This is a genomic window from Mycobacterium genavense ATCC 51234 (genome assembly GCF_000526915.1).
GTDB lineage: Bacteria > Actinomycetota > Actinomycetes > Mycobacteriales > Mycobacteriaceae > Mycobacterium > Mycobacterium genavense.
This window is the reverse complement of the sequence record NZ_JAGZ01000008.1, coordinates 22,728-49,390: the sequence shown is the minus strand read 5'-3', so window position 1 is coordinate 49,390 and position 26,663 is coordinate 22,728. Positions and strand designations below refer to the sequence as shown.

The 26,663-nt window shown below is 69.9% G+C and carries 9 protein-coding genes and 7 pseudogenes; 8 read left to right on the top strand and 8 right to left on the bottom strand.

The features are described 5' to 3' along the window. The first annotated feature begins 3 nt into the window (after positions 1–3). Entirely contained in the window at positions 4–1,131 is a 1,128-nt protein-coding gene (locus T428_RS0117340) for a GuaB3 family IMP dehydrogenase-related protein (RefSeq protein ID WP_025737463.1), read from the top strand. Between the two features lie 74 nt (positions 1,132–1,205). After that, positions 1,206–2,943 (top strand): annotated as a pseudogene (locus T428_RS29065) (GMC oxidoreductase). Here T428_RS29065 and T428_RS0117330 read toward each other — a convergent pair. Together T428_RS0117330 and T428_RS29060 are read right to left on the bottom strand one after the other, a co-directional pair. After that, on the bottom strand, positions 2,940–3,842 hold the full coding sequence (locus T428_RS0117330; protein ID WP_025737462.1) for a TauD/TfdA dioxygenase family protein: 903 nt from the start codon (positions 3,840–3,842) through the stop codon (positions 2,940–2,942). The pseudogene T428_RS29065 and the gene T428_RS0117330 overlap by 4 nt on opposite strands. A 152-nt stretch (positions 3,843–3,994) precedes the next feature. After that, a pseudogene (locus T428_RS29060) lies at positions 3,995–7,488 on the bottom strand (non-ribosomal peptide synthetase). 103 nt (positions 7,489–7,591) lie between these two features. Here T428_RS29060 and T428_RS29055 point away from each other — a divergent pair. Both T428_RS29055 and T428_RS29050 read left to right on the top strand, forming a co-directional pair. After that, a pseudogene (locus T428_RS29055) lies at positions 7,592–9,236 on the top strand ((2,3-dihydroxybenzoyl)adenylate synthase). Positions 9,237–9,322: 86 nt separating this feature from the next. After that, positions 9,323–14,439, top strand: a pseudogene (locus T428_RS29050) (type I polyketide synthase). 6 nt (positions 14,440–14,445) lie between these two features. On the opposite strand, the pseudogene T428_RS29045 reads toward T428_RS29050, so the two are convergent. From T428_RS29045 to T428_RS0117280, 4 genes and pseudogenes are all read right to left on the bottom strand, one after another. Further along, positions 14,446–16,823, bottom strand: a pseudogene (locus tag T428_RS29045) (glycoside hydrolase family 65 protein). Next, positions 16,820–17,607 (bottom strand): annotated as a pseudogene (locus T428_RS29040) (beta-phosphoglucomutase family hydrolase). Before T428_RS29040 ends, T428_RS29045 begins: the two co-directional pseudogenes overlap by 4 nt. Positions 17,608–17,671: 64 nt before the next feature. After that, positions 17,672–18,484: a class I SAM-dependent methyltransferase gene (locus tag T428_RS0117285; protein ID WP_025737457.1), complete on the bottom strand. Its 813-nt coding sequence runs from the start codon at positions 18,482–18,484 to the stop codon at positions 17,672–17,674. Continuing rightward, the gene (locus T428_RS0117280) at positions 18,481–20,022 is read right to left on the bottom strand and encodes an MFS transporter (RefSeq protein WP_025737456.1); all 1,542 of its coding nucleotides are present in this window, start codon (positions 20,020–20,022) and stop codon (positions 18,481–18,483) included. The genes T428_RS0117285 and T428_RS0117280 overlap by 4 nt, the downstream gene beginning before the upstream one ends. A gap of 79 nt (positions 20,023–20,101) precedes the next feature. On the opposite strand from T428_RS0117280, the gene T428_RS0117275 reads away from it, so the two are divergent. Both T428_RS0117275 and guaA read left to right on the top strand, forming a co-directional pair. Continuing rightward, positions 20,102–20,740 carry a winged helix-turn-helix transcriptional regulator gene (locus tag T428_RS0117275; RefSeq protein ID WP_025737455.1) on the top strand — a complete coding sequence of 213 codons (639 nt, stop codon included), beginning with the start codon at positions 20,102–20,104 and terminating at the stop codon, positions 20,738–20,740. A gap of 54 nt (positions 20,741–20,794) precedes the next feature. After that, positions 20,795–22,363 (top strand): glutamine-hydrolyzing GMP synthase, encoded by a 1,569-nt coding sequence (guaA, locus tag T428_RS0117270; RefSeq protein WP_425412052.1) that lies wholly within the window; start codon positions 20,795–20,797, stop codon positions 22,361–22,363. A 72-nt stretch (positions 22,364–22,435) separates the two neighbouring features. Here the strand turns inward: guaA and T428_RS29035 are convergent, their stop codons facing one another. Continuing rightward, positions 22,436–22,870 (bottom strand): hypothetical protein, encoded by a 435-nt coding sequence (locus T428_RS29035; protein ID WP_245604968.1) that lies wholly within the window; start codon positions 22,868–22,870, stop codon positions 22,436–22,438. A gap of 264 nt (positions 22,871–23,134) precedes the next feature. On the opposite strand from T428_RS29035, the gene T428_RS0117260 reads away from it, so the two are divergent. Then, a complete protein-coding gene (locus tag T428_RS0117260; RefSeq protein ID WP_025737452.1) occupies positions 23,135–23,809 on the top strand; it encodes a hypothetical protein in 675 nt (224 codons plus the stop codon). Between the two features lie 6 nt (positions 23,810–23,815). Further along, positions 23,816–25,387, top strand: coding sequence for a DNA polymerase Y family protein (locus T428_RS0117255; RefSeq protein WP_211243968.1), 1,572 nt, complete (start codon positions 23,816–23,818; stop codon positions 25,385–25,387). A 7-nt stretch (positions 25,388–25,394) separates the two neighbouring features. On the opposite strand, the pseudogene kasB reads toward T428_RS0117255, so the two are convergent. Continuing rightward, a pseudogene (gene kasB / locus T428_RS29030) lies at positions 25,395–26,659 on the bottom strand (3-oxoacyl-ACP synthase KasB). Positions 26,660–26,663: the final 4 nt, after the last annotated feature.

Here is a 26,663-nt window from a genome sequence, read left to right as displayed (position 1 = left end):
AACATGGTCGAGATCGGGATGGGCCGCGTCGCCCGTCGCACCTACGAACTCAGCGAAGTCAGCATCGTGCCGTCCCGGCGCACCCGCTCGTCGCAGGACGTGTCGACGACCTGGCAGCTGGACGCCTACCGGTTCGAGATCCCCGTGGTGGCCCACCCGACCGACGCGCTGGTGTCACCGGAGTTCGCGATCGAGCTGGGCCGGCTCGGCGGGCTGGGCGTGCTCAACGGCGAGGGCCTGATCGGCCGGCACTCCGACGTGCAGGCCAAGATCGCCCAGCTGGTCGAGGCCGCCGAAAAGGAACCCGAACCCTCGGCGTCGATCCGGCTGCTGCAGGAGCTGCACGCGGCGCCGCTGAACCCGGACCTGCTGGGCGCCGCGGTGGCCCGTATCCGCGAGGCCGGCGTGACCACCGCGGTGCGGGTCAGCCCGCAGAACGCGCAGTCGCTGACCTCGGTGTTGCTGCAGGCCGGGATCGACCTATTGGTCATCCAGGGCACTATCGTCTCGGCCGAGCGCGTGGCCTCCAACGGCGAACCGCTGAACCTGAAGAGCTTCATCTCCGAGCTCGACGTGCCGGTGGTGGTGGGCGGGGTGCTCGACCACCGCACCGCGCTGCATTTGATGCGCACCGGCGCGGCCGGCGTGATCGTCGGCTACGGCTCCACCCGCGGCGTGACCACCAGCGACGAGGTGCTGGGCATCAGCGTGCCGATGGCCACCGCGATCGCCGACGCCGCGGCCGCGCGCCGCGAATACCTCGACGAGACCGGCGGCCGCTACGTGCATGTGCTGGCCGACGGCGACATCCACACCTCCGGTGAGCTGGCCAAGGCCATCGCCTGCGGTGCCGACGCGGTGGTGCTGGGCACCCCGCTGGCCGAAAGCGACGAGGCGCTGGGCGGCGGGTGGTTCTGGCCGGCCGCGGCGGCGCACCCGTCGTTGCCGCGCGGGGCGCTGCTGCAGATCGCCGTCGGCGAGCGCCCGCCGCTCGAGCAGGTGCTCAACGGGCCGTCCGACGACCCGTTCGGCAGCCTCAACCTGGTCGGCGGCCTGCGCCGATCGATGGCCAAGGCCGGCTACTGCGACCTCAAGGAATTCCAGAAGGTCGGCCTGACCGTCGGCATCTAGGGCCCGTCGCGGCACTCGGCCGACGGTAACGGCCCGCTGGCTTATTACTGGCCGGTAAGTTCATACTGGTGGGGATGAAGCCAGATTATGACGTCCTGATCATCGGTTCGGGGTTCGGCGGCAGTGTCAGCGCGCTGCGGTTGACCGACAAGGGTTACCGCGTAGGCGTTTTGGAGGCCGGCCGGCGTTACGCCGACGACGAGTTCGCCAAGACGTCGTGGAACCTGCGCAAATTTCTGTGGGCGCCCAGATTGGGCTGCTACGGCATTCAGCGGATCCACCCGCTGAAAAACGTGATGATCCTGGCCGGCGCCGGCGTGGGCGGCGGGTCGTTGAATTACGCCAACACGCTGTACGTGCCGCCGGATCCGTTCTTCAACGACCAGCAGTGGCGCCACATCACCGACTGGCGCAGCGAGCTGATGCCGCACTACGAGCAGGCGCAGCGGATGCTGGGCGTGGTCACCAACCCGACGTTCACCGACGCCGACCGCATCGTCAAGGAAGTCGCCGACGAGATGGGCTGTGGCGACACCTTCGTGCCCACCCCGGTCGGGGTGTTCTTCGGACCGGACGGAACCAAGACGCCGGGAAAGACGGTGCCCGACCCGTTCTTCGGCGGCGTGGGCCCCGACCGCACCGGCTGCCTGGAATGCGGCTGCTGCATGACGGGCTGTCGCTACGGCGCCAAGAACACGTTCCTCAAGCACTACCTAGGCCTCGCCGAATCGGCTGGGGCGCAAGTCATTCCGATGACGACGGTAAAGAATTTCCAGCAGCGCCCCGACCGGCTGTGGGAGGTCGGAACGGTTCGCACCGGCAGCTGGGTGCGCCGAGGCCGACGCACCTACACCGCGAGCCACCTGATCCTGGCCGCCGGCACCTGGGGGACGCAGCACCTGCTGTTCAAGATGCGCGACAAGGGACGATTGCCGCGTCTCTCAACACGTTTGGGCGTGTTGACCCGGACCAACTCGGAGTCGATCGTCGGCGCCGGACGGTTGGAGGTCAGCCCGGATCTGGACCTGACGCACGGCGTGGCGATCACGTCGTCGATTCACCCGACGCCGGACACCCACATCGAACCCGTCCGTTACGGCAAGGGCTCCAACGCCATGGGGCTGTTGCAGACGCTGATGACCGACGGCCCCGGCCCGCCAGGGTACCGATGTGCCGCGCTGGCGGCAGCTGCTCGACACCGCGGGAAAGGATCCGGGCAAGATGCTGCGGCTGCTCAACCCCAGCCGCTGGAGCGAACGCACGGTGATCGCGCTGGTCATGCAGCACCTGGACAACTCGATCACCACGTTCACCAAGCGCGGAAAGCTGGGCATCCGTTGGTATTCCAGCAAGCAGGGACACGGCGAGCCGAACCCGTCGTGGATCCCGGTCGGCAACGAGGTCACCCGCCGCATCGCGGACAAGATCGACGGCGTCGCCGGCGGCACCTGGGGCGAGCTGTTCAACATTCCGCTGACCGCGCACTTCCTGGGCGGCGCGGTGATCGGCGACAGCCCCGAGCGCGGAGTCATCGACCCCTACCATCGCGTCTACGGTTATCCGTCGCTGCTGGTGGTGGACGGCGCGGCGATCTCGGCCAATCTGGGCGTCAACCCTTCGATGTCGATCACCGCGCAGGCCGAGCGGGCCGCCTCGCTGTGGCCGAACAAGGGTGAGCGCGATCTGCGGCCGCTGCAGGGCGATAGCTACCGTCGGCTGGACCCCATCCCGCCGAAGTACCCGGTGGTGCCGGCCGACGCGCCCGGCGCACTGCGCTGGCTGCCGATCGACCCGGTCGGTTCGGTCGGTTAGCTCGCGATCGCCTGAAGCGGCGCGCCCGTGACCACCCGGCTGCGCTCGCCGTGCACGTTGACCGGCACGTCGCCCATCAGCGTGACCCGGTGCATCAGCCGGGGTTGGTCGTCGTAGTCGTCGATCGCCCGGTGCTGGGTGGCCCGGTTGTCCCAGATGGCGACGTCACCGGCCTCCCAGTGCCAGCGAATTGTGTTCTCGGGCTTGGTGATTCGACGTTGCAACAGTTCCAACAGCGCGGTCGACTCCGCGCTGCACAGGCTGACGAAGCTGCGCACGAAGTCGCCCGCCAGCAGCGAGCGCTCACCGGTTTCCGGGTGCACCCGCACCACCGGATGTTTGGTCTGGAAGTCCTGCTTTTCGAACGCCTGCCGGAACGCCCGCTGCGCGTCGGTCATCGACAGGACGGCTTCGTCGGTCACGTAGTCGTAGCGGTTGCTGTGCAGCGCCCACAGGTTTTCGGTGAGGCACTTCAGCGGTTCGGGCAGGTCCTCGTAGGCCGCGACCGTCGAGGCCCACAGCGTCGAGCCGCCGTAGCGGGGCAGGGTGATCGCCCGCAGAATCGAGGCCGCCGGATAGTTCGCGACGAACGTGACGTCGGTGTGCCAGCGGTTGGCCTTGCCGTACTCGGAGTTGATCGGCGTGATGATCGGCGCGCCCTGGGCCGCGAGCGCGCCGGCGGCCGGGTGGCCGACGGGCGTGCCCAGCAGGCCGGCGAACGCCAGCTGCTGCTGGTCGTCGAGGTGGTGCTGGCCGCGGAAGAAGATGACCTTGTGAGTCAGCAACGCCCGGCGGATTTCCTCGACGGCAACCGGGTCGAGGTCGCCGCCGAGGTGCACCCCGTCGACCCGAGCGCCGATCCGGCTGCCCAGCTTGGTGACGGTTATCTGGTCTGTCATGGCCCTGATCCTTGCTCGAAAAGTCGGTGTAGTCAGTTGACTAACCGCGAGTGTAGTCGGATGTCTACAGTTTGGGCAAGGGGTCGGTCAAAGGAGGTTCTGACCGCGACAAACTGCAGGTCAAGCCGATAACTTGCGGAAATGGACCGGTGTCAGGATGCGGTCGCAGAGCCCAGCGCGGAGGCCACCTCGTGCTGTTCCATCGCCGCCACCTCGAGATAGACCTCGGCCACCTGGGCCAGTCGATCGCTGCCCGGCTCGCGGGCCGCCAGCAGCGCGGCCAGCGTCGACACACTGCGCGCGGCGAAGATGTCGGCCACCATCACGGTGGGGGTGTCCAGCCAGGCGCGCACGCGGGCGACCAGCTGGGTGGCCAGCACCGAATCTCCACCGAGGCCGAAGAAATTGTCGTCGGCGCTGACCGTCTCGACGCGCAGCAGGCCGGCGGTGATGTCGGCCAGCGCCCGTTCCAGCGGTGTCGACGGCGCCCGCCGGTCCGTCTGGGTCGCCGTGGCGCGCTGCTGGCCGGCGCGCGAGAGCAGCTCGCCCGCCGCCTTCCGGTCGATCTTGCCGCCGACCGTGTACGGGATCTCGGCGACTGGCACGATCAGGTCGGGAACCATATGGGGCGGAACGAATCCCGACACCGCGGCGGTCAGCTGCGCCGGCGTCAACGCGGGGTCGGTGAGCCGGACCAGCGCGGCCAATTGCTCGCGCTTGGGGTCGCCGGCGACGGGGATCACCGCGGCCACCGCGCCGTCCACCGACTCCAGCCGGTTCAGCGCTCCCTCGACCTCGCCGAGCTCGACGCGGTAGCCGCTGATCTTGACCCGGTGGTCGGCGCGGCCGACGAACTCCAACGTGCCGTCGGGTAGATATCGCGCCAAATCGCCTGTGCGGTACCAGTTTTTGCCGTCGTGCTCGATGAACTTGCCTTCGGTCAAATCCGGCCGGCCGCGGTAGCCGCGGGCGATGCCGCGCCCGCCGACCCAGAATTCGCCGGGAACCCAGTCCGGGCAATCGGACCCGTCGGCCGCCACCACGCGGCAGCTGTTGTTCGGCAGCGGGTGGCCGAACGGCACCGCGGCCCAATGCGACGGCAGCTCGCCGGGTTCGCAGATCGTGTTGTGAATGGCCGTCTCGGTGGCCCCGCCCAGCCCGGCCACGCGGACCCGCGGGGCCTGGGCACGCAGCGCGCGCACCATCTCGGTGCGCACCCAGTCGCCGCCGGTGGGCACCACGCGCACCGACGCGATCCGGCCCGAGTTCACCGCGACCAGCATCTCGAGCCAGCCGGGCAGCCAGTGCAGCACGGTGACCCGGTGCCGCTCGATCAGCCGCGCCCAGGCGTCCGGATCGCGCCGCTGCTCCTCGTCCACCACCACGATCGACCCGCCGGCGCGCAGCATCCCGAAGATGTCCAGCACCGAGATGTCGCATTCCAGGGTGGACAGCGCCAGGCATCGATCGTCGGCGCCGATGTCGAAGTGGGCGTTGATGAATTCGACGGTGTTCATCGCGGCGTCGTGGCTGACTTCGACGCCCTTGGGCTCCCCGGTGGAGCCCGAGGTGAACAGCACGTAGGCGACATCGGCCGGATCGGTGGCGGCCGGCTCGGTGTCGGCGGCGGCGGGCAGGCCCTGCGCGACGGCTTCGGCCACGGTCAGCGCGGGAACCGGCAGGCCGTCGAGCCCTCGAGTCCCGCACACCAGGGCCGCCCGCACGCCCGCGCCGCCCAGGATGCGTGCGGCGCGGGCGGCCGGCTGGTCGACGCCGACCGGCAGGTACACACCGCCGGCGGTGTGGATGCCCAGCAGCGCCGGGATCTGCTCGGCGGTCTTGGGGCCCAGCACCGCGACAGCGTCGCCGCGGCCAATCCCGTTCTCCCGCAACGTCGCACACACGGCAAGGGCTTGCTCGCGCAGCTGCGCATAGGTGAGATCGCCCAGGCTGCTGTACACCGCGGGGGCGTCGGGGCGGGCGGCTGCGGTTCGAAAGAAGCCGTCGTGCAACGCATCTGAGCTCGGCGCAATGGTGACGCCGTTGAGCCGGGCGCGCAGGGCGCGCTGTTCGGGCGGGAGTGCCGGTGGGTCGGGCGCCTCCCAGGCGTCGTCGTCGGCCAGCCGGATCAGCTCGGCGACGTGGTAGGCGAACATCGCGTCGGCGACCCCCGGCCGGAACGCCTCGGCACGGACGTCCCAGTTGACCAGGAGGCCGCCGTCGAACGGGGTGGCCTGGGAGTCCAGCAACACCTGCGGCCCCTGCGAGATGTGCCAGACGCACTTGCCGAACTGCTCGGTGACCTCGCCGTCGAACAGGTCGCCGAGCCCCAGCCCGCTGGTGAACACGAACGGCGCCAGCGTCGGCACGCCGCGATGCCGGGTCAGGTCGCGCAGGATCGACAGCCCCGAGTAGCTGAAGTGCGCCGCGCTGGCGTGCAGCGACTCCTGCAGGACGCGGGCCCGGGCTGCCGCGGTCGGCGCGTCGGTCAGGTCGACGTCGAGCATCAGCGACGTGGTGAAGTCGCCGACCAGCTTGTCGACGTCGGGGTGAAACGGTTCGCGGCCGAACATCGGCAGGTTCAGCAGGAACCGGGAGTTCGTCGACCAGCGCGCCAGCGTCCCGGCGTAGGACGCGGCGATCGCCATCGCGGGGGTGATGCCGCGCTTGTGCGCCGCGGCGAACAGCGCCTCGCGGATGTCGGCGTCGAAGTAGCGCCAGAGCCGGATGTTGCGCCGCGGATTGGCCTGCTCGGAGGTCGGCACCAGTGGGGGCGACGGCGGTTCGGGCAGGTCCGGCACCTGTTCGGCCCACCACCGCCGGTCCTCCTCGGACACCGAGGTGGCGGCCGGCAGCGCGGCCCGGTACTGCCGGTAGGTGTAGCCCAGCTCGGGCAGGTCGCCGCCGCGGTAGAAGACCGCGAGGTCGGCCATGAAGTTGCGGTAGCTGACGGCGTCGGCGGCCGACATGTCCATGTCGACGTGCAGGCGGCTGCGCCCGTCGGGCAGCAGCGTCAGGGCGATCTCCAGCACCTCGCCGTCAAGGATCTGGTGTGACTTGGCGTCACGGATCTGCTCCAGCCGCTGCTGAGCCGCGGCCGCGTCGAGGTCGCGGAGGTCGACCACCTCGACCCCCACGGTGCGGTCGGTGATCCGCTGGGTGCCGTCGGGCAGGATCTCCACCCGCAGCATCGGATGACGGCGGGCGAGTGCGGCCGCGGCCACGCGCAGTCGCTCCGGGTCGACCCCGGCGCCGTCGAACTCCACGTAGAGGTGCGGGGCCACGCCGCCGAGGGCCTGTTCTTCGTTGCGGCCCAACCACAATGCGTGCTGGATGGGCGCCAGCGGGAAGGTCTCGCCGTCGTCGTCACCGGGCGCCGCGGCTTCGGGCTCCTCGCCGCCGCCGTCGTCGTGGCGCAGCGCCGAGACCATTCGCGTCCACGCGGAAACGGTCGGTTCTCGGCCAGGGACGCGAAACCGATGTCGATGCCCTGCCGGCGCCACCGCCCGGACAGCGACATCATCCGGATCGAGTCGAGCCCGGAGGCAATAAGGTCGGCTTCGGGGTCCAACGCTTCGGGGGCGATGCCAAGCAATTCGGCGACCTGTTCTCGGACGCTCAGAGCGCTCGTCGCGGCGCGACCCATTGTGTGAAACCTCTCAGCAATTAGTGAAGGCTGTCCTAACGATGCGGAGGCTACCCTATATTGGTTTTGGGACTTAACTTACCCCGGAAGGGCGCCGACCGCGATGAGCACCGGATTCCATCCCGATGCCGAGCTGCAACACGACGAAAGTGTGGACCTCGCAACGGGATTCGTCCCGTTCCCGAGTGATCGGGCCGACGCCTACCGGCGGGCCGGTTATTGGGCGGGGCTGCCGCTGGATTCGATCCTGCGCGAGGCCGCGCACCGTTGGCCGCAGCGCCGCGGTATCGCGGATGCGCATACCAGCTACACCTTCGCCGAATTCGACGCACTGACCGATCTCATCGCCGGCGGGTTGACCACCCTCGGCTTCGTCGCCGGCGACCGGGTCCTGCTCCAGCTGCCCAACTCCTGCCAATTCGCGTTGGCCCTGTTCGGAATGCTGCGCGCCGGGGTGGTGCCGGTGATGTGCCTGCCCGGCCATCGCACGGCCGAGCTGAGCCACTTCGCCGAGGTCAGCGGGGCGGTCGGGCTGGTGATCACCGATCAGGCGGGTGGCTTCGACTACCGCGAGATGGCCACCGCGCTGGTGCGGGAGCGCCCGCGGCTGACCAGGGTGCTGGTCGACGGCGACCCCGGCGACTTCCGGGCCTGGGCCGACGTTCGGCACTACGCGGGCCCGGTCCGGCCGACCGCGGCGCCGGATCCGGGCCTGCCCGCGCTGCTGCTGGTTTCCGGCGGCACCACGGGGCTGCCCAAGCTGATCGCCCGCACCCACGACGACTACCGCTACAACGCTGCGGCGTGCGCCGCGGCCTACTGGATGACCCCCGACGACGCCTACCTCGTGGTGCTGCCCGGGTCTGCTGGGCGCGATGACCGTGGGCGCCGCCACGATTTTCACCGACGACCCCAGCCCCGAGGCCTGCTTCGCGCTGATCGACCGGCACCGCGTCACCGTCACCGGTCTGGTCAACGCGCTCGCCAAGCTGTGGGCGCAGGCCTGCGAGTGGGAACCGGTGCTGTCGACCTCGCTGCGCGTGGTGCAGGTCGGCGGATCGCGGTTGCTGCCCGACGAGGCCCGGTTCATCCGCGAGAACCTGAGCGCGGGCATGCAGCAGATCTTCGGGATGGCAGAGGGGATGCTGAATTTCACCCGGCCCGGCGATCCCGTCGACGTGGTGGACAACCTTCAGGGCCGGCCCATGTCGCCCGCCGACGAGATGAAGGTCGTCGACGAGAACGGCGACGAAGTGGCCCCGGGCGAAGAGGGCGAGCTGCTGGTGCGCGGGCCGTACACGATCAACGGGTACTACCGCGCCGAGGACGCCAACGTCCGGTCGTTCAGCCCCGACGGCTTCTACCGCAGCGGCGACCGGGTGCGGATCTTCGCCGACGGCCCGCGGGCCGGCTACGTCGAGGTGACCGGCCGGATCAAGGACGTCATCCATCGGGGCGGCGAGACCGTCTCGGCGTCGGACCTGGAGGAGCACCTGCACGCTCATCCCGCCGTCGCCGACGCGGCGGCGGTCGCCCTGCCGGATCAGTACCTCGGTGAAAAGATCTGTGCGGCAGTTGTTTTCAAGGGCACTCCGGTCACCCTGGCCGAGCTGAATGGATTCTTGGACGGTCGCGGCGTCTCGGTTCACGCCAAGCCGGACGTGCTGGAGGCCATGCGGTCGCTCCCCAAAACCGCGGTGGGCAAGGTGGACAAGAAGCAAATCGTCGTCACCCTGACGCGGGCGTGAGAGCCACTGGCGCACTTGGGATTTGACTGACATGACATTTCAACGGTGGCTTTTGATGAACGGTACCGCGCGTGACCTCTGACGCGATGCGCGAACCGATCGCCGTCATCGGCGTTGGTTGCCGCCTGGCCGGTGATGTCACGACGGCCGCGGCCTTCTGGGATTTCCTGCTGGAAGGTGGCAGTGCGGTGCGGGAGGTACCCGCCGACCGGTGGGAGCCCTACCGGTGGCGCGACCCGCGCAACGCCGCGGTGCTCAAGGACACCACACCGTGGGGCACCTTCATCGACAACCTCGCGGGATTCGACGCCGAGTTCTTCGGCGTCTCCCCGCGCGAGGCCGAACTGATGGACCCCCAGCAGCGGCTGGCCCTCGAGGTCAGCTGGGAGGCGCTCGAGCACGCCGGGGTGCCGCCCCGGTCGCTGGCCGGCAGCGACACCGCCGTGCTTATGGGGGTGAACTCCGACGACTACGGCAAGTTGCTGATGGAGGACCTGCCCGGCATCGAGGCCTGGACCGGGATCGGCACGTCGCTGTGCGGGATCGCCAACCGGGTGTCCCACCTGCTCGATCTGCGTGGCCCCAGCGTGGCGCTGGACGCCGCCTGCGCGGCCTCGCTGGTGGCCGTGCATCAGGCCTGCCAACTGCTGCGCTCGGGCGAGACGGCCTTGGCGCTGGCAGGCGGCGTCAGCGCCCTGATCGGGCCGGGTTTGACCCGGGTGCTCGACCAGGCCGGCGCGACGGCGCCCGACGGCCGCTGCAAAACCTTCGACGAGTCCGCCGACGGCTACGGCTGCGGCGAGGGCGCCGCGGTGGTGGTGCTCAAGCGGCTCGCCGACGCCCGCCGCGACGGGGACCGGGTGTTGGCCGTGGTCCGCGGGGGAGCGGTCGCCCAGGACGGTCGCACAGTCGGCATCATGTCGCCCAACGGCGCCGCCCAGGCGGATCTGTTCCGGCTGGCCTGCCGTCGGCGGGCATCGACCCCGCCACCGTCGATTTCATCGAGGCGCACCGAACCGGCACGCCCACCGGCGATCCCGTCGAGGTCGCGGCGCTGGCGGAGGTGTACGGGGCGGCCCGACCCGCCGACGATCCCGCCTTGGTCGGTTCGGTCAAACCGAACACCGGCCATCTCGAGGGCGGCGCCGGCGCCGTCGGCCTGGTCAAGGCCGTGCTGGCCCTGCACCACCGGACCATTCCGCCCACCGCCGGCGTGCGCAAGCTCACCCCCGCCGTCGACTGGGACAACAGCGGCCTGCGGGTGCCGACCGAGGCGCAGGCCTGGCCGCGCCGGCCCGGCCATCCCCGCCGAGCGGCGGTGTGCAGCTACGGCTACGGCGGCACGATCGCGCACGTGCTGCTCGAGGAGGCGCCGCCCGCGCCGGCTGCCGCACCCGCGGAAAAGACTGGGGCGGCGGTGATTCCGCTATCGGGCCGCTCGGCGAGCAGGCTGAGCGCGCAGGCCGCGGCGCTGGCCGAGCATCTCGGCGACCGCAAGGCATCGCTGGACGAGATCGCCGCGACGCTGTGGACCCGTCGCAGCCACGAGCCGGTGCGAGCGGCCGTGATAGCCGAGAACTCCGAGCAGCTGATCGGCGCGCTGCGCACCCTGGCCGCCGGCGGGCGTGACGCCGCGCTGGTGCGCGGCACGGTGCTGCCCGGTGCGTCCGGGGGTGCGGTGTGGGTGTTCTCCGGACACGGTTCGCACTGGTCGCGGATGGGCCAGGAGTTGCTGGCCACCGAACCGGCGTTGGCCGCCGTGATCGACGCGATCGACCCGATCTTCGGCGCCGAACTGGGTTTGTCGGCGCGCGTGGCGCTGGCCTCCGGCGACCTCGGCGGCACCGACCAGGTGCAGGCGCTGACCTTCGCGATGCAGGTCGGCCTGGCCGCCGTGCTGCGCGAGCGCGGGGTGCGGCCCGCGGCGGTGATCGGTCACTCCGTGGGCGAGGTCGCCGCCTGCGTGACCGCGGGTGTATTCGACCTGGCGCAGGGGGCCGCCGTGGTGTGCTACCGCGCCCGTGGATTCCGCACGGTGATGGGTGCGGGCGCGCTGGCGTTGGTGCCGCTGCCCTTCGCCGCTGCTCAGCAACGGCTCGGCGCGCGCTCCGATGTGGTGGCGGCCATCAGCGCGTCGCTGACCTCGACGGTGGTGTCGGGCACCGCCGCGGCCGTCGACGAGGTCGCCGCCCGGTGGGGCGACGAAGGCCTGTCGGTCCGGCGCGTCAAGACCGACGTCGCGTTCCACAGCCCGGCGATGGACCCCCTCACCGCCGACCTGGCGCGGCTCACCGCCACGCTGCCCGAGCCGGCGCCGGCCCGGGTTCCGCTCTACACCACCGCGCTGGCCGACCCGCGGTCGTCGGCGGCGCGCGGGCCGGACTACTGGGTGGCCAATCTGCGCGACCGGGTCCGGTTCGCCGAGGCGGTCTGCGCGGCCGCCGAGGACGGTCACCGGCTGTTCCTCGAGGTCTCGGCCCACCCGGTGGTTTCGCACTCCATCGCAGAAACGTTGCTGCACTTGCAGATCGACGAGCATGCGGCCGTCGACGTGCTGAGCCGCGACCAGCGGGCACGGCGTTGCGTCGCGGCCGCGGTCGCCGCCCTGCACTGCCACGGCGCGCCCGTCGGCGACGCCGGCACCCCGCCGCAACATGGGCCCCTGATCTGCCGGGCACGCATTGGCAGCACCGCGATTTCTGGCGCATCCCGAGCGCCCCGCCCGCGGGCCGCGGCGTACACGACGCCGACAGCCACACCCTGCTCGGCGGCCGACTCGAGGTCACCGGCACGGTGCTGGCCCGGGTCTGGGAGACCCGGCTGGACATGGCGACGCGGCCGTATCCCGGTAACCATCCCGTGCAGGGCACCGAGATCGTGCCGGCCGCGGTGCTGCTCAACACTTTCCGCACGGCCGCGAAAACCGATGTGGCCGAGGTGCAGCTGCGCACCCCCGTCGCGCCCGGCCGTACCCGCGATGTCCAGGTCGTGCTGCAGGACCAGGCGCTGGCGATCGCCACCCGGCTGGTCGACGACGGCCCCGACGTCGGCGGCTGGCTGACGCACTGCACCTCGCGATCGCCGCCCCCGGCGACGATCGCGAGGTGCCCGGGCTCGACGAGTCCGCGATCCGGGTACGGTGCACCGAGCAGTTGACGTCGAACACCGTGGTGGAGCGCCTAGCCGCCCTCGGTGTCGCCGAGATGGGATTGGGCTGGGAGGTGGTCGATCTGTGGGCCGGTGACGGCGAATTCCTCGCGCAGGTGCGTGCCGAACCCGACGGGTCGCAGCCTTCGACGTGGGCCGGGCTCATCGACGCCGCCACCTCGGTGGCCTCCACGGTGTTCGACGGCGCGCCCCGGCTGCACATGCCCGCGCGTATCCAACGGGTGAGAGTCCTTGGTACACCGTCTGATTCGGTACTGCTGCACATTCGCCGGCGCGACGAGGGCACCTGCACCGATGTCACCATCGCCACGCTGACCGGCAGGCCGCTGGTGGCGGTCGCGAGGATGACGTTCGAGGAGCTGGAGAACAACGGCGGCGACGTGTCTCGGGTGGTGCACCGAATCGATTGGCATCCGACGCCGTTCGACGCCGACGCGGTGCCGGGTCACGTCGTGCTGGTCGGCGGTGACGCGGGCGTCCGCGCCTGGTGTGAACGCGACCTGACCGCGGCTGGCGTCGCCTATGAAATCTGCGCCACGCCGGCCGACCTTCCCGCCGAGCTGGACTCCGGCGCCGTCGTACTGGTGTTGCCCCATGCCGAGGACAGTCCGGTCCGAGCCGTGGAGACCGTGCTGACGACCCTCAAATCGCTGCTGCACAATGGCCTCTCAGCACGGCTGTGGACCTTGACCCAAGGCGTGCACGAGGGCGCCGACGTGAACCGCTCGCCGCTGTGGGGACTGTCGAGGGTGGCGGCCGCCGAACATCCCACCCTGTGGGGTGGGGTGCTGGATCTGGCCGAGAACCGGCTGCCGCTGGGTGCGCTGGCCACGCTCAGCGGCCACGCTGTGGTAGTGGTTCGCGACGGTGTCGCGCGGATTGCGAAGCTGGCCAACGTCATTGGTGGAACCGGACCGACGATGGAATGCACGCCGGCCGGCACCTACCTGGTCACCGATGGGACCAGCGTGCTGGGCCTGCGCATCGCCGAACGGTTGGCCGATCTGGGTGCGCACCGCGTGGTGCTGCTGTCCCGGTCCGGTCTTCCGCAACGCTCGGCGTGCGCCGCCGCGGACAACCAAAGCCAGGTCCGCGCGGTGTCCGCGCTCGAAGAGCGCGGCGTCTGGGTGCGCTCGGTCGCCTTGGACATCGCCACGCCCGGCGCCGCCGACGAACTGCGCTCGGTGCTGGCCGACTTGCCGCCGGTGCGCGGCGTGATCCATGCGGCGGGCGTGGAAGCCGGTGTGTTGCTTGCGAATACCACCATCGACGAGATCGTCGCCACCATGCATCCGAAGGTCGACGGAGCGCTCACGCTGCACGAGATGTTCGCGCCCGGCGAGCTGGACTGGATGGTGCTGTACTCCTCGTGTGGCTACCTGGCCGGCTTCCCCGGACAGGGTGTCTACGCCTGCGGCAACGCCTTCCTGGACGCGCTGGTCCGGCACCGGCGCGGGCTGGGCGACGTCACCACCAGCGTGGCCTGGACCGCGTGGCGCGGCCTGGGTATGGGCTCGACTCGGGATACATTGCCGCGCAACTGGATGCGCTGGGCATGGACACCATCGGCGCCGACGACGCACTGCGGGCCCTGGACGTCGCGATGCGGTCGCAGGAGGCCAACCCGGTGGTGTTGCCGGTGCTCCCGGACGCCGCGTCGGTGCCGATCCTGGCCGACATCGCCGCGGCCGTTGCCGCGGATTCGACCATGCGGCAAAAGGATTGCACCCCGGTGGGCCCCGGCGACATGGACACCGAGGAATGGGTGAGCCAGCAGGTCCTCACGGCGGTGGCCGCCGAACTCGGGCTGCCCGTCGACAGCGTCGACACCCGGATGCCGCTGGTCGAAATCAGCGTGGACTCGATCATGACGGTCGCGTTGCGCCGTCAGCTCGAGAAGCAGACCGGGCTGGCATTGCCTCCGACGCTGCTGTGGGAGCACCCCACCGCGGCCGCGGTGACCGCGCGCATCGTCGAGCTACTGGACAGCGAGATCGACTCTGCGGCAACAGAAGACGGTGTGCCCGTGGCGTAGCCGCGGTCAGTGTCCGCCGGCGAGCTGGTGGGCTTGGGTGCGCCGGTGGGTGGGCTCACAGCCGGGCGGCTGTGGCGGCGGCAGCAGCATTGCCTTGCGCTGACGCACCGCAATGGTCGTCGGCGAGTCCGTCTTGAGCAGGAGTTCCTCGCCGGCGTGCCGGATGGTCAGCTCACCGGAGTCCCCGTCGCTCAGCGTGTAGGTGACGTCGGTGTGGTTGGCGTCGACCATCAGCCGGAAGGCGCGCCACCGCACCCGGAAGCGCAGCCGGGTGGTGCCGTCGGGCAGGGCGGGATCGATGTCGAGGATGCCTTCGTCGTCGCGCAGGCCGCCGAAGCCCGCGACGATTGCCATCCAGGCGCCGGCCAACGATGCCATGTGCAAACCGTCGCGGGTGTTCTGGTGCAGATCGCGCAGATCGATCAGCGCGGCCTCGTAGGCGTAGTCGTGCGCGAGCTCGAGATGTCCGCCCTCGGCGCACATCACGGCCTGACAGCAGGCCGACAGCGACGAGTCGTGCACCGTGCGTCGCTCGTAGTAGTCGACGTTGCGGGCCTTTTGTTCCGGCGTGAACGCGTGGCTCTGCCACTGCATGGCCAGCACCAGGTCGGCCTGCTTGACCACCTGCACCGGGTACAGCCGCACATACGGTTCGTGCAGCAACAGGGGACATTTGTGCCGGTTCTCGAAGTCCCACTCGGCGAACTTGGTGAAGCCTTCGCACTGCTAGTGGACGCCCAGCTCCTCGTCGTAGGGGATGTGGACGGCGTCGGCCGCGTCGCGCCAGGAGGCCATCTCCTCGTGCGTGACGCCCAGCTCCTCGGCCGTCTCGGGGTGGCGGTTGCAGGCGTCGGCGGCGACGACCAGGTTGTGCGCGGCCATCAGGTTGGTGAAGACGTTGTCGCGCACGATCGCCGTGTATTCGTCGGGGCCCGTGACCCCCTCGAGGTGCCAGACGCCGTGGCGGTCATGGTGTCCCAGCGACATCCACAGCCGGGCCGTCTCGATCAGTCCCTGCAGGCCGCACTCGGCCTCCAGGGACTGGTCGCCGGTGACGACCCGGTAGCGCTCGAAGGCCATCGCGATGTCGGCGTTGACGTGGAAGGCCGCGGTGCCGGCCGGCCAGTAGCCCGAGCACTCCTGGCCGCGAATGGTCCGCCACGGAAAGCTCACTCCCTGCAGGCCGAGTTCCTTCGCCCGGTCTCGGGCGATGTCCATCGTCGACGCCCGCCAGCGCAGCGAGTCGGCGACGGCGTGCGGCAGCGTGTAGGTCAGCACCGGAAGCACGAAACCCTCGGTGTCCCAGAAGGCGTGGCCGTCGTAGCCCGTTCCGGTCAGGCCCTTGCTGGGGATGGCGCGGCGCTCGGCCCGAGCGCTGGCCTGCACCAGGTGAAACAGCCCGAACCGCACCGCCTGCTGGGATTCCGAGTCGCCCTCGACCTCGACGTCCGCGTTGTTCCAGAAGTCGTCGAGGAACTGCCGCTGGGCTTCAGCAGCCCGTCCCAGCCACTGTAGCGGGCGCTGTGCAGCGCGGCGGCGACCTGGTCGCGCAGCGCGGGCCGGGAGCGCTGGCTGGACCAGCCGTACGCGAAAAACTTGACGATGCGCAGCTTCTGGCCGGGGCGCAGCCCGCAGATCACGGTGGTGCGCGCCAGTTTGGGGCTGGCGTCGTTGGTGACCTCGACGCGCCCGGGCACCTCGACGATGTGATCCATTCCCGCGGCCATCATCAGCTGACTGGCCCGGGTCCGGTGCATCAGCAGCGCACCGCAGTCGGTCTCGTCGTGTTCGACGGCCTCCAGCGGATTTTCCAGGATGGCCGCCACCCGGGGGTCGGCCGACGTCCTCGGCTGGTCCTCGTTGGTGACCAACTCCGACTGCACGGTGACCCGGACGAACTCGTTGACCGCCTCGACGCAGTACTCGATGGCGGCGACACTGCGGTGGGCCAGCGACACCAGCCGGGTCGAAGTCACCTTGACTTCCTTGCCCACCGGCGAACGCCAGTGCGCGTTACGGGTCAGCGTGCCCGCCCTCAGGTCTAGAACGGGTTCGTGGGACACCAGTTCGCCGTACCGGACGTCGAACGGCTCGTCCTCGACGAACAGGCGGATGATCTTGCCGTTGGTCACGTCGACGACGGTCTGACCCGCCTCCGGATACCCGTAACCGGCCTCGGCGTAGGGCAGCGGCCGGATCTCGTAGAAGGAGTTCAAATACGTACCCGGCAGACCGTACGGCTCGCCCTCGTCGAGGTTGCCGCGCAGCCCGATGTGCCCGTTGGACAAGGCGAACAGCGATTCGGACTGAGCTATCAGGTTCAGGTCCAGGCGCGTCTCGCGGACCACCCACGGCTCGACCGGGAAGGCCTCCTGGGTGATCATGCGGGCAGCAATTCTGCGAGATCGGTCACCACGATGTCGGCGCCGTTCTTCCGCAGATCTTCGGCCTGGCCCACTCGGTCGACACCCACCACGTAGCCGAAGTTACCGGCACGCCCGGCCGCGATACCCGACAGGGCGTCCTCGAACACCGCGGCCGCGTCGGGGGAGACGTCGAGCAACTGCGCGCCCCGCAGATTAGGAATCGGGCGCCGGTTTGCCCTTGATGTTTTCCTCACGCAGCGTCACCCCGTCCACCCGGTGCTGGACGAACCGCTGAAGCCCGGTGATCTCGAGCACCTCGCGGGTGTTGGCGCTCGACGACACGACGGCGATGCCCAGCCTGGCGGCCGAGGCCGCCTCCAGGTAGCGCCGCGACCCGTCGAACACCTCGACGCCGTCTCGGTCCAGCACCTTCTGGAACATGTCGTTCTTGCGGTTGCCCAGGCCGTAAACGGTTTCGGCGTCGCTGGGGTCGTCGTGGTCGCCGTCGGGCAGTTCGATTCCCCGGCTGTGCAGAAACGACCGGACCCCGTCTTCGCGCTTCTTGCCGTCGACGTAGGTCCGGTAATCCGCGGCGGCGTCGAACGGCACGAACTTCTCCCCGGTGCGCTCGGCCCGCTGGGACAGGTACGCGTTGAACATGGTCTTCCAGGCCTTGGTATGCACGCTTGCGGTGTCGGTGAGCACGCCGTCGAGGTCGAACAGGCAGGCACGCACCTTCTCTGGCAGACCCAGCACAGAGGATCCTCACTGTCGGAGTATTCGGGCGATACCACTCCACCATGCTTGCGGTTGGGCCGCCAGCGAACTCGCATTCTTGCGCCCGCGCGCGATGATGCTCAGGGCATTTAACCCGCGCCGCTCACTCGCGCGACTGCCCGGATGATCCGCAGCCGCCCATCCGACAATGCGGCGGTCAGGTTCTCGGCCTTGCGCGCGAAGTCGGCCACGAAGGCGTGCAGGCCCAACGGCCCGACGGGCTGGGCCAGCAGGGCCTGCATGATCGTGCCCGCCTGGTCGGTGAGATCGTTCCAGTGCTTGACGGCGAATCCGGACGCCTCGATGACCTCGCGCAGCTCGGCGGGGGTCACCAGATGGCTGTGTGCGGGCTGCTCGGCCCACGGCAGCGGATAGGTCAGTTCGCGGCCGTCGCCAGTCGTGATGTCCCACAAGGCAAGACGGCCCCCGTTGACCAGCACCCGGCGCGCTTCGGAGTACAGCCGCGCCTTGTCGGCCACGTTCATCTGGACGTGCTGGCTGATCGCGACGTCGAAGCCGGCGTCGGCGAAGGGCAGCGCGGTGACGTCGCCCTGGTGCACCGATATCCGGTCGTCGAGGCCGACGAGTCGATTGAGCCAGCGGTGGGTGTCGCAGTATTCGGCCGTGAGGTCGACGGCGGTGACGGTGCAGCCGAACCGGTCGGCGACATAGCGCGCGGTCCCGCCGACCCCGCTGCCCGCGTCGAGCACCGCACTCGCACTGGTGATCCCGGCGAGGTCGACCAGTTGGGCGGTTGCGATGCGGCCCATGGTGTGGAAGTCCTCCAGCAGGCTCAGGTCGGCGGGGACCAGCCGGGTGAGGTCCTTTCCGGCGGTGCGCAGCGCCTGCTCGATGTTGGCCCGCGACAGGCCGGTCGAATACTGAGTTCCAATCCGAGTCATGCTTGTTGCCTTTCCAATTCGCGGACCCGTTCGCGTGCCGGAAGAAGCCCCGCGACGACGATCGCTGCAGCCAGTGCGATCCCCGCGCACACCAGCGAACCCACTTGCAGGCCGTCCAAGAACGCGCGGTTGACGGCCTCGCGCACCGGGCCCGCGTGCTGGGCGGGAAGCCGCCCGATCACCGCGTGCGCCACCGCCATCGAGTTACGCATCGCCGCGGTGAGGTCGGCCGGCAAGGCGGCCAGCGCGGGCGCGGAGCCAAGATGTGCGGAGTAGACCGAGGCGAAGACGCTGCCCACGATGGCCACCCCCTGGGTGCCGCCGAGCTCACGGGTGGTGTCGTTGACGGCCGAGCCGACCCCGGCCTTGTCCGCCGACAGCGAACCCATGATCGCCTCGGTGGCCGGCGAAAACGTCAGTCCGAGGCCGCCGCCGAGCAGCAGCATCTGCGCGGCGATCTCGGTGTAGCTCGTCGCGGCGTCGGCGGTGGATGCCCAGGCCAGACCGGCCGCGAACACGGCCAGTCCGCCGGCGACGACGGCGGTGGTTCCGATCCTCTCTACCAGTCGCGGCCCCACGACGCTGGCCGCCGCGATCGAGACGGCGACCGGCAGCAGGCGGACGCCGCTCTGAAAAGCGCTGTACTCCTTGATGAATTGAAAGTACTGCGTGATGACGAAGATGAAACCGAACAAGGTCAGAAAGCCCGCGGTCACCGCGAGACTGCCGCCGGAGAACCGGCGGTTGGCGAACACCGTGACGTCCAGCATCGGGTGGGTGCTGCGCCGCTCGACGAGGGCGAACCCGGCGAGAAGGGCAGCGGCCGTGGTGAATCCGACGCCGGCGCGGGTGCTGGTCCAGCCCCACGAGGGCGCCTCGATGACGGTGTAGACCAGCGCGGTGACGCCGGCCGCCGACAGGACCAACCCCGGCACGTCGACGCGCGGTGCCGCGCGGTCGCGGGAGGTGGGCACGAACAAGACGCCGCCGACGATGGCCGCGATCGCGATCGGGATGTTCACCATGAAGATGGCTCCCCACCAGAAATGCTCGAGCAGCCAGCCGCCGCTGATCGGCCCGGCGGCCACCCCGACCCCGACCATCGCCGCCCACAGCCCGATCGCCTTGGCGCGCGGGACCGGGTCGGTGAAGATGTTGGTGATCAGGCCCAGTGTGGTCGGGAAGATCACCGCCGCCCCCACTCCCATGGCAGCACGCGCAGCGATCAACTGATCCGCGGAATTCGCTTGCGCGGCAAGGCCTGACGTGACAGCGAAGAGCGCGAGGCCGGCATTGAGCCAGCCTCGCCTCCCGTAGCGGTCGCTGAAGCTGCCGGCCGACAGCAACAGCCCGGACATGACCAGGGTGTAGGCGTCGACGATCCATTGCAGCTGCGAGGTGTCGGCATCGAGTTCGCGCGACAGGGTGGGCAGTGCGACGTTGACGATGGTGGCGTCGACGCTGATGACGAAGACGCCGAGGCAGATGACGGTGAGCGCGGCGAACGGGTGATCTCGGAACACTGGGCTGGTACGCATGGACAAGACAGTACATCTAATAGACAAATAAATCACGCAACAGAAAGAAAAAGACGTCTCTCGCTGGTAAGGTGGGGTGATGCGGACACGCAACTACAACCAGAACTGCCCGATCGCGCGCGGGCTCGACATCTTGGGTGAGCGCTGGACGCTGCTGGTCCTGCGCGAGTTGGTCGGCGGGCCGCGCCGCTACGGCGACCTGCGCGCCGCACTGCCCGGCATCGCAACCAATCTGCTCGCCGAGCGGCTCAAGGAGCTGCAGGACGCCGGGCTGGTCGACCGGACCGACCTGCCGGCCCCGATCGGGCGTACCGTGTACACGCTCAGCGACCTGGGCTGGCAGCGGGTGCTGCCGATCATCCAGAGCATCGCGTGGTTCGGCCTGGACCGGTTGGATCCCGTCGACGTCGGTCCGGTGACGCCGCTCAACGGCTTTTTGGTCGGCGTCCTGCTCGGCTTCGACCCCGGCAAGACCGCGGGATTGGAGGCGACGTGCCGGGCCGAGATCGACGGCCGGCGTTTCGATTTCATGGTCACGCAGGGCCGGCTGGCCGGTGCCCACTGCGAGCCCGTGGTGACGATCACCGCCGCCGCCGCGGATTTGGTGACTGCCCGCTTGGGTCACAGCGATGCCAAACGCAAGGCGGCGCTGCGGCGCGTTGCCGTCACGGGCGATCCGGCGACCGTCGACGCGGTGCGGGCCGGCTTTTCGCTGTAGGCCGGTCGGCCGGGAATCCCTACGCCGACGCCTCGGCATTGGCCAGCCACTAAGCTGGCTGCCGTGGAAGCAGCTTCGACGCGGCCCGTGCTGGTGGTCGACTTCGGCGCGCAGTATGCGCAATTGATCGCCCGTCGCGTCCGGGAAGCCCGCGTTTTTTCGGAGGTCATCCCGCACACCGCGTCCATCGACGAGATCAAGGCCAAGGATCCGGCGGCGCTGGTGCTCTCCGGCGGGCCGGCCAGTGTGTATGCCGACGGTGCCCCGCAGCTGGACCCGGCGGTGTTCGACCTCGGCGTGCCGGTGTTCGGCATCTGCTACGGGTTTCAAGCGATGGCGCAGGCGCTGGGCGGGACCGTCGCCCACACCGGCACCAGCGAGTTCGGTCGCACCGAGCTGAAAGTGCTTGGCGGAGAATTGCATTCGGGCCTGCCCGCGGCGCAGCCGGTCTGGATGAGCCACGGCGACGCGGTCACCGCGGCCCCCGAGGGGTTCGACGTGGTGGCCAGCAGTGCGGGTGCGGCGGTCGCCGGCTTCGAGAACCGGGCCCGGCGTCTGGCCGGCGTGCAGTACCACCCCGAGGTCATGCACTCCCCGCACGGGCAGCAGGTGCTCAGCCGGTTCCTGCACGACTTCGCCGGGCTCGGCGCGGACTGGACGGCTGCCAACATCGCCGAGGCGCTGATCGAGCAGGTACGCGCCCAGATCGGTGACGGCCGTGCGATCTGCGGGCTGTCGGGCGGAGTGGATTCCGCGGTGGCCGCCGTACTGGTGCAGCGGGCCGTCGGAGACCGGCTGACCTGCGTCTTCGTCGACCACGGGCTGTTGCGCGCCGGCGAGCGCGCACAGGTGCAGCGCGATTTCGTCGCCGCCACCGGCGCCAACCTGGTCACCGTGGACGCTGCCGATACCTTCCTCGCGGCGCTGGCGGGCGTGACCAACCCGGAGGGCAAGCGCAAGATCATCGGCCGCCAGTTCATCCGGGCCTTCGAGGGCGCGGTGCGGGACATCGTGGGAGACAGTGGGTCCGGGGTCGACTTCCTGGTGCAGGGCACGCTGTATCCGGACGTGGTGGAGTCCGGCGGCGGCAGCGGCACCGCGAACATCAAGAGCCACCACAACGTCGGCGGGCTGCCCGACGACCTGAAGTTCAAGCTGGTCGAGCCGCTGCGGTTGCTGTTCAAGGACGAGGTCCGCGCCGTCGGCCGCGAGCTGGGCCTGCCGGAGAAAATCGTTGGGCGCCAACCATTTCCGGGCCCGGGTTTGGGGATCCGGATCGTCGGCGAGGTCACCGCTGCCCGGTTGGACACGTTGCGGCGGGCCGATTCGATCGCCCGCGAGGAACTCACCGCGGCCGGCCTGGACAACCTGATCTGGCAGTGCCCGGTGGTGCTGCTCGGCGAGGTGCGTTCGGTCGGTGTGCAGGGTGACGGCCGCACCTACGGGCACCCGATCGTGCTGCGCCCGGTGTCCAGCGAGGACGCCATGACCGCGGACTGGACCTGGGTGCCCTACGAGGTGCTGGAGCGCATCTCGACCCGGATCACCAATGAGGTCCGCGAGGTCAACCGCGTGGTGCTGGACATCACCAGCAAGCCGCCCGGCACCATCGAGTGGGAGTAACTCCGCGACAGGCTCCCGCCCGCCGAACGTGCGGCTGGCGTCACGCCCGCGGGGGAAGAGGTTCCCGGCTAGCTACTTCACGAATTCGCTTCTGCCGTAAGCAATGTCGGCCTCCTGCCAGTCGCCACCGGCCTCGGTGACAAGCCGGCGGGCGATATCGCGATCGCCACTGGCGGCGACCAGGATCAGGGTGTGGTCGGTCGCGGTGACGGAGGCGCCGTGCAGCCGGTTGCGGGCCGCGAGATCGCCCGCCAGCGCGGTGCCGAGGCGTTCGATGTCGACATTCGGCACGGTGATGATGATCGCGTCCGGCGCCTGCTGCGGCCGGTAGTCGAAGAACAGCACCGATTCCTGGCTGAACTGCCGGCGCAGTGCCTCGGCGGCGGCGTGCAGGGTGGGCTGGTCGGGGCCGCAGACATGGAATTCGCGCGAACGATCAACGGTGCTCCGTTGCTGTGCGTCGGGCCAGTACACCCCGTCGAGCGGCGTCGATCCGGTGACCGTCACGCCGTTGACGGCGATCGTCGCGTCGGCCTGTGGCTCGAATAGGGATCGGGGTGGTCGGCGACGAAGAACTTGGCGGGTTGGCAGTCGCTTCGGGCCGGGGTGGCCGTCACGATCGCTCCACAAAACAGCACCAGGAGCCACAGCAGCACCGATCGCATAAGCAGCCTCTCCCGTTTCTTGACGGTTGTCGGCGGGTGGGTGTTTACTCGGATCAAGTCGAACATACATTCGAAAATAGTCATGGAACTGCTGGTAGGAGGCTATATGACGGCGGCTGTCGCCTCCGACCCGGATCGTGCGGAACAGCTCGAATCGCTGCGCCGGCAGATGGCGGTGTTGTCCGGAAAATCACCCGGGAGGCCCGCTGCCCGGCCCGACGATCTGCTGCCGGAATCGGAATCCCAACTGCCGGTCCCGCAGTGGCTGGCCGAGGCGCTACCCGTCCCGCTACCCCGCGGGACGGTGGCGGTGCTCTCGGGTGCGCGGTCGCTGTTGCTGAGCGTGATCGCCGCGGTGACGGCCGCCGGCGGGAACGCGGCCATCGTCGGCCAGCCGGATATCGGGCTGCTGGCCGCGGTGGAGATGGGGGCGGATCTGAGCCGGCTCGCGGTGATCCCGGACCCCGGGACCGATCCGGTGGAGGTGGCCGCGGTGCTCGTCGACGGGATGGATCTGGTGGTTCTCGGCCTGGGCGGGCGCCGGGTGCCGCCGACCCGGGCGCGGGCGGTGGTGGCTCGCGCCCGCCTGAAAGGCTGCACCCTGCTGGTCACCGACGGCGAGTGGCAAGGGGCGCCGACGCGGCTTGCCGCCCGGGTCTGCGGCTACGAGATCACCGCCGAAGGCCGTCCGGGATTCGGCCGGATCGGCGGGGTGCGGCTGCAGGTCAGCGGGGTGTGCGCGGGGAGACGGGTGATCAGCAGCCGAACGCGAACCGGGTGAGTTCGAATGTCTTCTCGCGTGCTGGCCATTTGGTGCATGGACTGGCCGGCGGTCGCCGCGGCGGCAGCCGCCGACCGGCCCATGACGACTCCGATCGCGGTCACTCTGGCCAACCGGGTGATCGCCTGCTCGTCGGCGGCGCGGGCGGCCGGAGTGCGGCGAGGGTTGCGACGCCGGGAGGCGGCGGCCCGTTGCCCGCAACTGCACATCGCCACAGCCGACGCCGACCGCGACGCCCGCTTTTTCGAAAGCGTGATCGCGGCGGTCGACGATCTGGTGCCCCGCGCCGAGGTGCTGCGGCCCGGGCTGCTGGTGCTGCCGGTGCGCGGAGCGGCCCGCTATTTCGGGTCGGAAGCCCAGGCCGCCGAACGGCTGATCGACGCGGTGGCGGTGAGTTCAGTGGCCGCCGCCGAGTGTCAGGTCGGGATCGCCGATCAGCTGTCCACCGCGGTCTTCGCCGCCCGTGCGGGTCGTGTCATCGCGCCCGGCGGCGACGCGCAGTTTCTGTCGGTGCTGTCGATCCGGCAGCTGGCCACCGAGCCGAGCCTGTCCGGTCCGGGGCGAGAAGAGCTGACGGATCTGTTGTGGCGGTTAGGGATTCGCACCATCGGGCAGTTCGCCGCGTTGCCGGCAGCCGACGTGGCTTCCCGGTTCGGCGCCGACGGGGTCAGCGCACACCGGTTCGCCCGCGGGCAGCCCGAGCGGGGACCGTCCGGGCGGGAACCGCCGGCCGAACTCGAGGCCGGTCTGGACTGCGATCCGCCGATCGACCGGGTCGACGCCGCGGCGTTCGCCGGACGCTCGCTGGCCGGCTCGCTGCACCGGATGCTGATGTCCGCCGGGGTGGGATGCACCCGGCTGTCCATTCACGCCGTCACCGCCAACGGCGAAGAACGCAGCCGGGTATGGCGGTGCGCTGAGCCGTTGACCGAGGACGCCACCGCCGATCGGGTGCGCTGGCAACTGGACGGGTGGTTGAACAGCCGGACCGCCCGCAATCCCCGCCCGACGGCGCCGGTGACCTTACTGCGGCTACGGGCGGTGGAAGTGGTCTCCGCCGAGGCGCTGCAGCTGCCGTTATGGGGCGGCCTGGGGGAGGAGGACCGGCTGCGGGCGCGCCGCGCGCTGGTGCGGGTGCAGGGCCTGCTCGGCCCGGAGGCGGTGCGGGTGCCGGTGCTGTCCGGAGGCCGCGGGCCGGCCGAACGCATCACGCTGACCCCGCTGGGTGACGAGCCGGTGCCGCACGCCGACCCGGGGTTGCCGTGGCCCGGCCAGCTGCCGGACCCGTCGCCGGCGGTGCTGCTCGACGATCCGGTGGAATTGCTTGATGCCCAAGGAAATCCGGTACGGGTGACCAGCCGGGGGATGTTCTCCGCCGATCCCGCGCGCATGGTGGGCCGCGGCCAGGACGATCCGTTGCGCTGGTGGGCCGGACCGTGGCCGGTCGACGAACGGTGGTGGGACACCGACTTGGTAAAAGGCCGCACCGCTCGCGCCCAGGTGTTGCTGGAAAGCGAACGCGCGCTGCTGCTGTGCTATCGGCAAAGGAGGTGGTACCTCGAAGGGAGCTACGAGTAACCCGGTGTCAGTACCGGCCGAAAGCCACGGCCACGTTGTGGCCGCCGAACCCGAACGAGTTGTTGAGCGCGTATTGGTACGCGTATTGGTAATTGCCGGGCCGCGGCTTGCCCGCCACCATGTCCAAGTCGATCTCTGGATCCAGGTTCTCCAGGTTCAGGGTCGGCGGGATCACCTGATCCCGCAGCGCCAGCACGGTCAGGATCGATTCCACCGCGCCGACCGCCCCCACCGAGTGGCCCAGCGCGGCCTTGGGCGCGTACACGGCCGGTCTGTGGCTGCCCAGCGCGTTGTTGATGGCCTTGCCTTCGGCCAGATCGCCGACCAGGGTGCCGGTGGCGTGCGTTGACGTGGTCGATGTCGGCGGGCGTCAGCCCCGCCAGCTGAATCGCCCGGCTCATCGCATGTCCGGCGCGCGCACCGTTGGGGTCCGGCGCCACCATGTGGAAGCCGTCGGAGGTGATGCTGGCGCCCATGATCCGGGCCAGGATGTTGGCGCCCCGGGCCTTGGCGTGCTCCTCGGTCTCGATGACCATCAACGCGCCGGCCTCGCCGAACACGATGCCGGTCCGGTCCCGGTCGAACGGGTGGCACGCCCCGGCCGGGTCGTCGTTGCGGGTCGACAACACGATGCGCATCTGGCCGAAAGCCGCGATCGCGACCGCTTCGATCTTGACCTCGACACCACCGCAGATGGCAATATCGGCCTCGCCCAGGACGATCTTGCGCCAGGCCTGCGCGATACCTTCGGAACCCGACGCGCACGCCGAAATCGGGGTCAGCACCCCGGCTCTGGCGTGTCGTTCCAGCCCGATCGCCGCGGCGGAGGCGTTGGGCATGTACTTCGCCACCGCGAGCGGTGAAACCGCCTTGATACCGTGGGCGCGCAGGTCGTCGTAGCTGAAGACGATTTGCTCGGCCGAGCCCAGGCCGGTGCCGACGGACACCAGCAGCCGGTTGGGGTCGACTTCGGGCGAGCCGGCGTTCTCCCACACCCCGGCGGCTCAAGACGGTGGTCATCTTCGGCAACCAGCCCATCCGGTGCCGCTCGGCGCGGGTCAATCCGTGGTCGAAATCCTCCAGCAGGTGCCCGCCGATGCGTACCGGCAGGTCGTAGTGCTCGACAAACGAGTCCTCGAGCGTGCGGATGCCGCTTTGGCTGTCCAGCAACAACTTCCAGGTGTTCTCGGCGTCGGTCGCCAATGCGGTCGTCATGGCGATGCCGGTGACCACTACATTTGGTAGCGCCTTTCCGGTGCTCAGCTCTGTCATCGCG

Bases quoted from the DNA above. Each gene is read 5' to 3' on its own strand.
- T428_RS0117340 (WP_025737463.1), top strand. From the start codon at position 4: ATGGTCGAGATCGGGATGGGCCGCGTCGCCCGTCGCACCTACGAACTC.
- T428_RS0117330 (WP_025737462.1), bottom strand. From the start codon at position 3,842: ATGACAGACCAGATAACCGTCACCAAGCTGGGCAGCCGGATCGGCGCT.
- T428_RS0117285 (WP_025737457.1), bottom strand. From the start codon at position 18,484: ATGACTCGGATTGGAACTCAGTATTCGACCGGCCTGTCGCGGGCCAAC.
- T428_RS0117280 (WP_025737456.1), bottom strand. From the start codon at position 20,022: ATGCGTACCAGCCCAGTGTTCCGAGATCACCCGTTCGCCGCGCTCACC.
- T428_RS0117275 (WP_025737455.1), top strand. From the start codon at position 20,102: ATGCGGACACGCAACTACAACCAGAACTGCCCGATCGCGCGCGGGCTC.
- T428_RS0117260 (WP_025737452.1), top strand. From the start codon at position 23,135: ATGACGGCGGCTGTCGCCTCCGACCCGGATCGTGCGGAACAGCTCGAA.
- T428_RS0117255 (WP_211243968.1), top strand. From the start codon at position 23,816: ATGTCTTCTCGCGTGCTGGCCATTTGGTGCATGGACTGGCCGGCGGTC.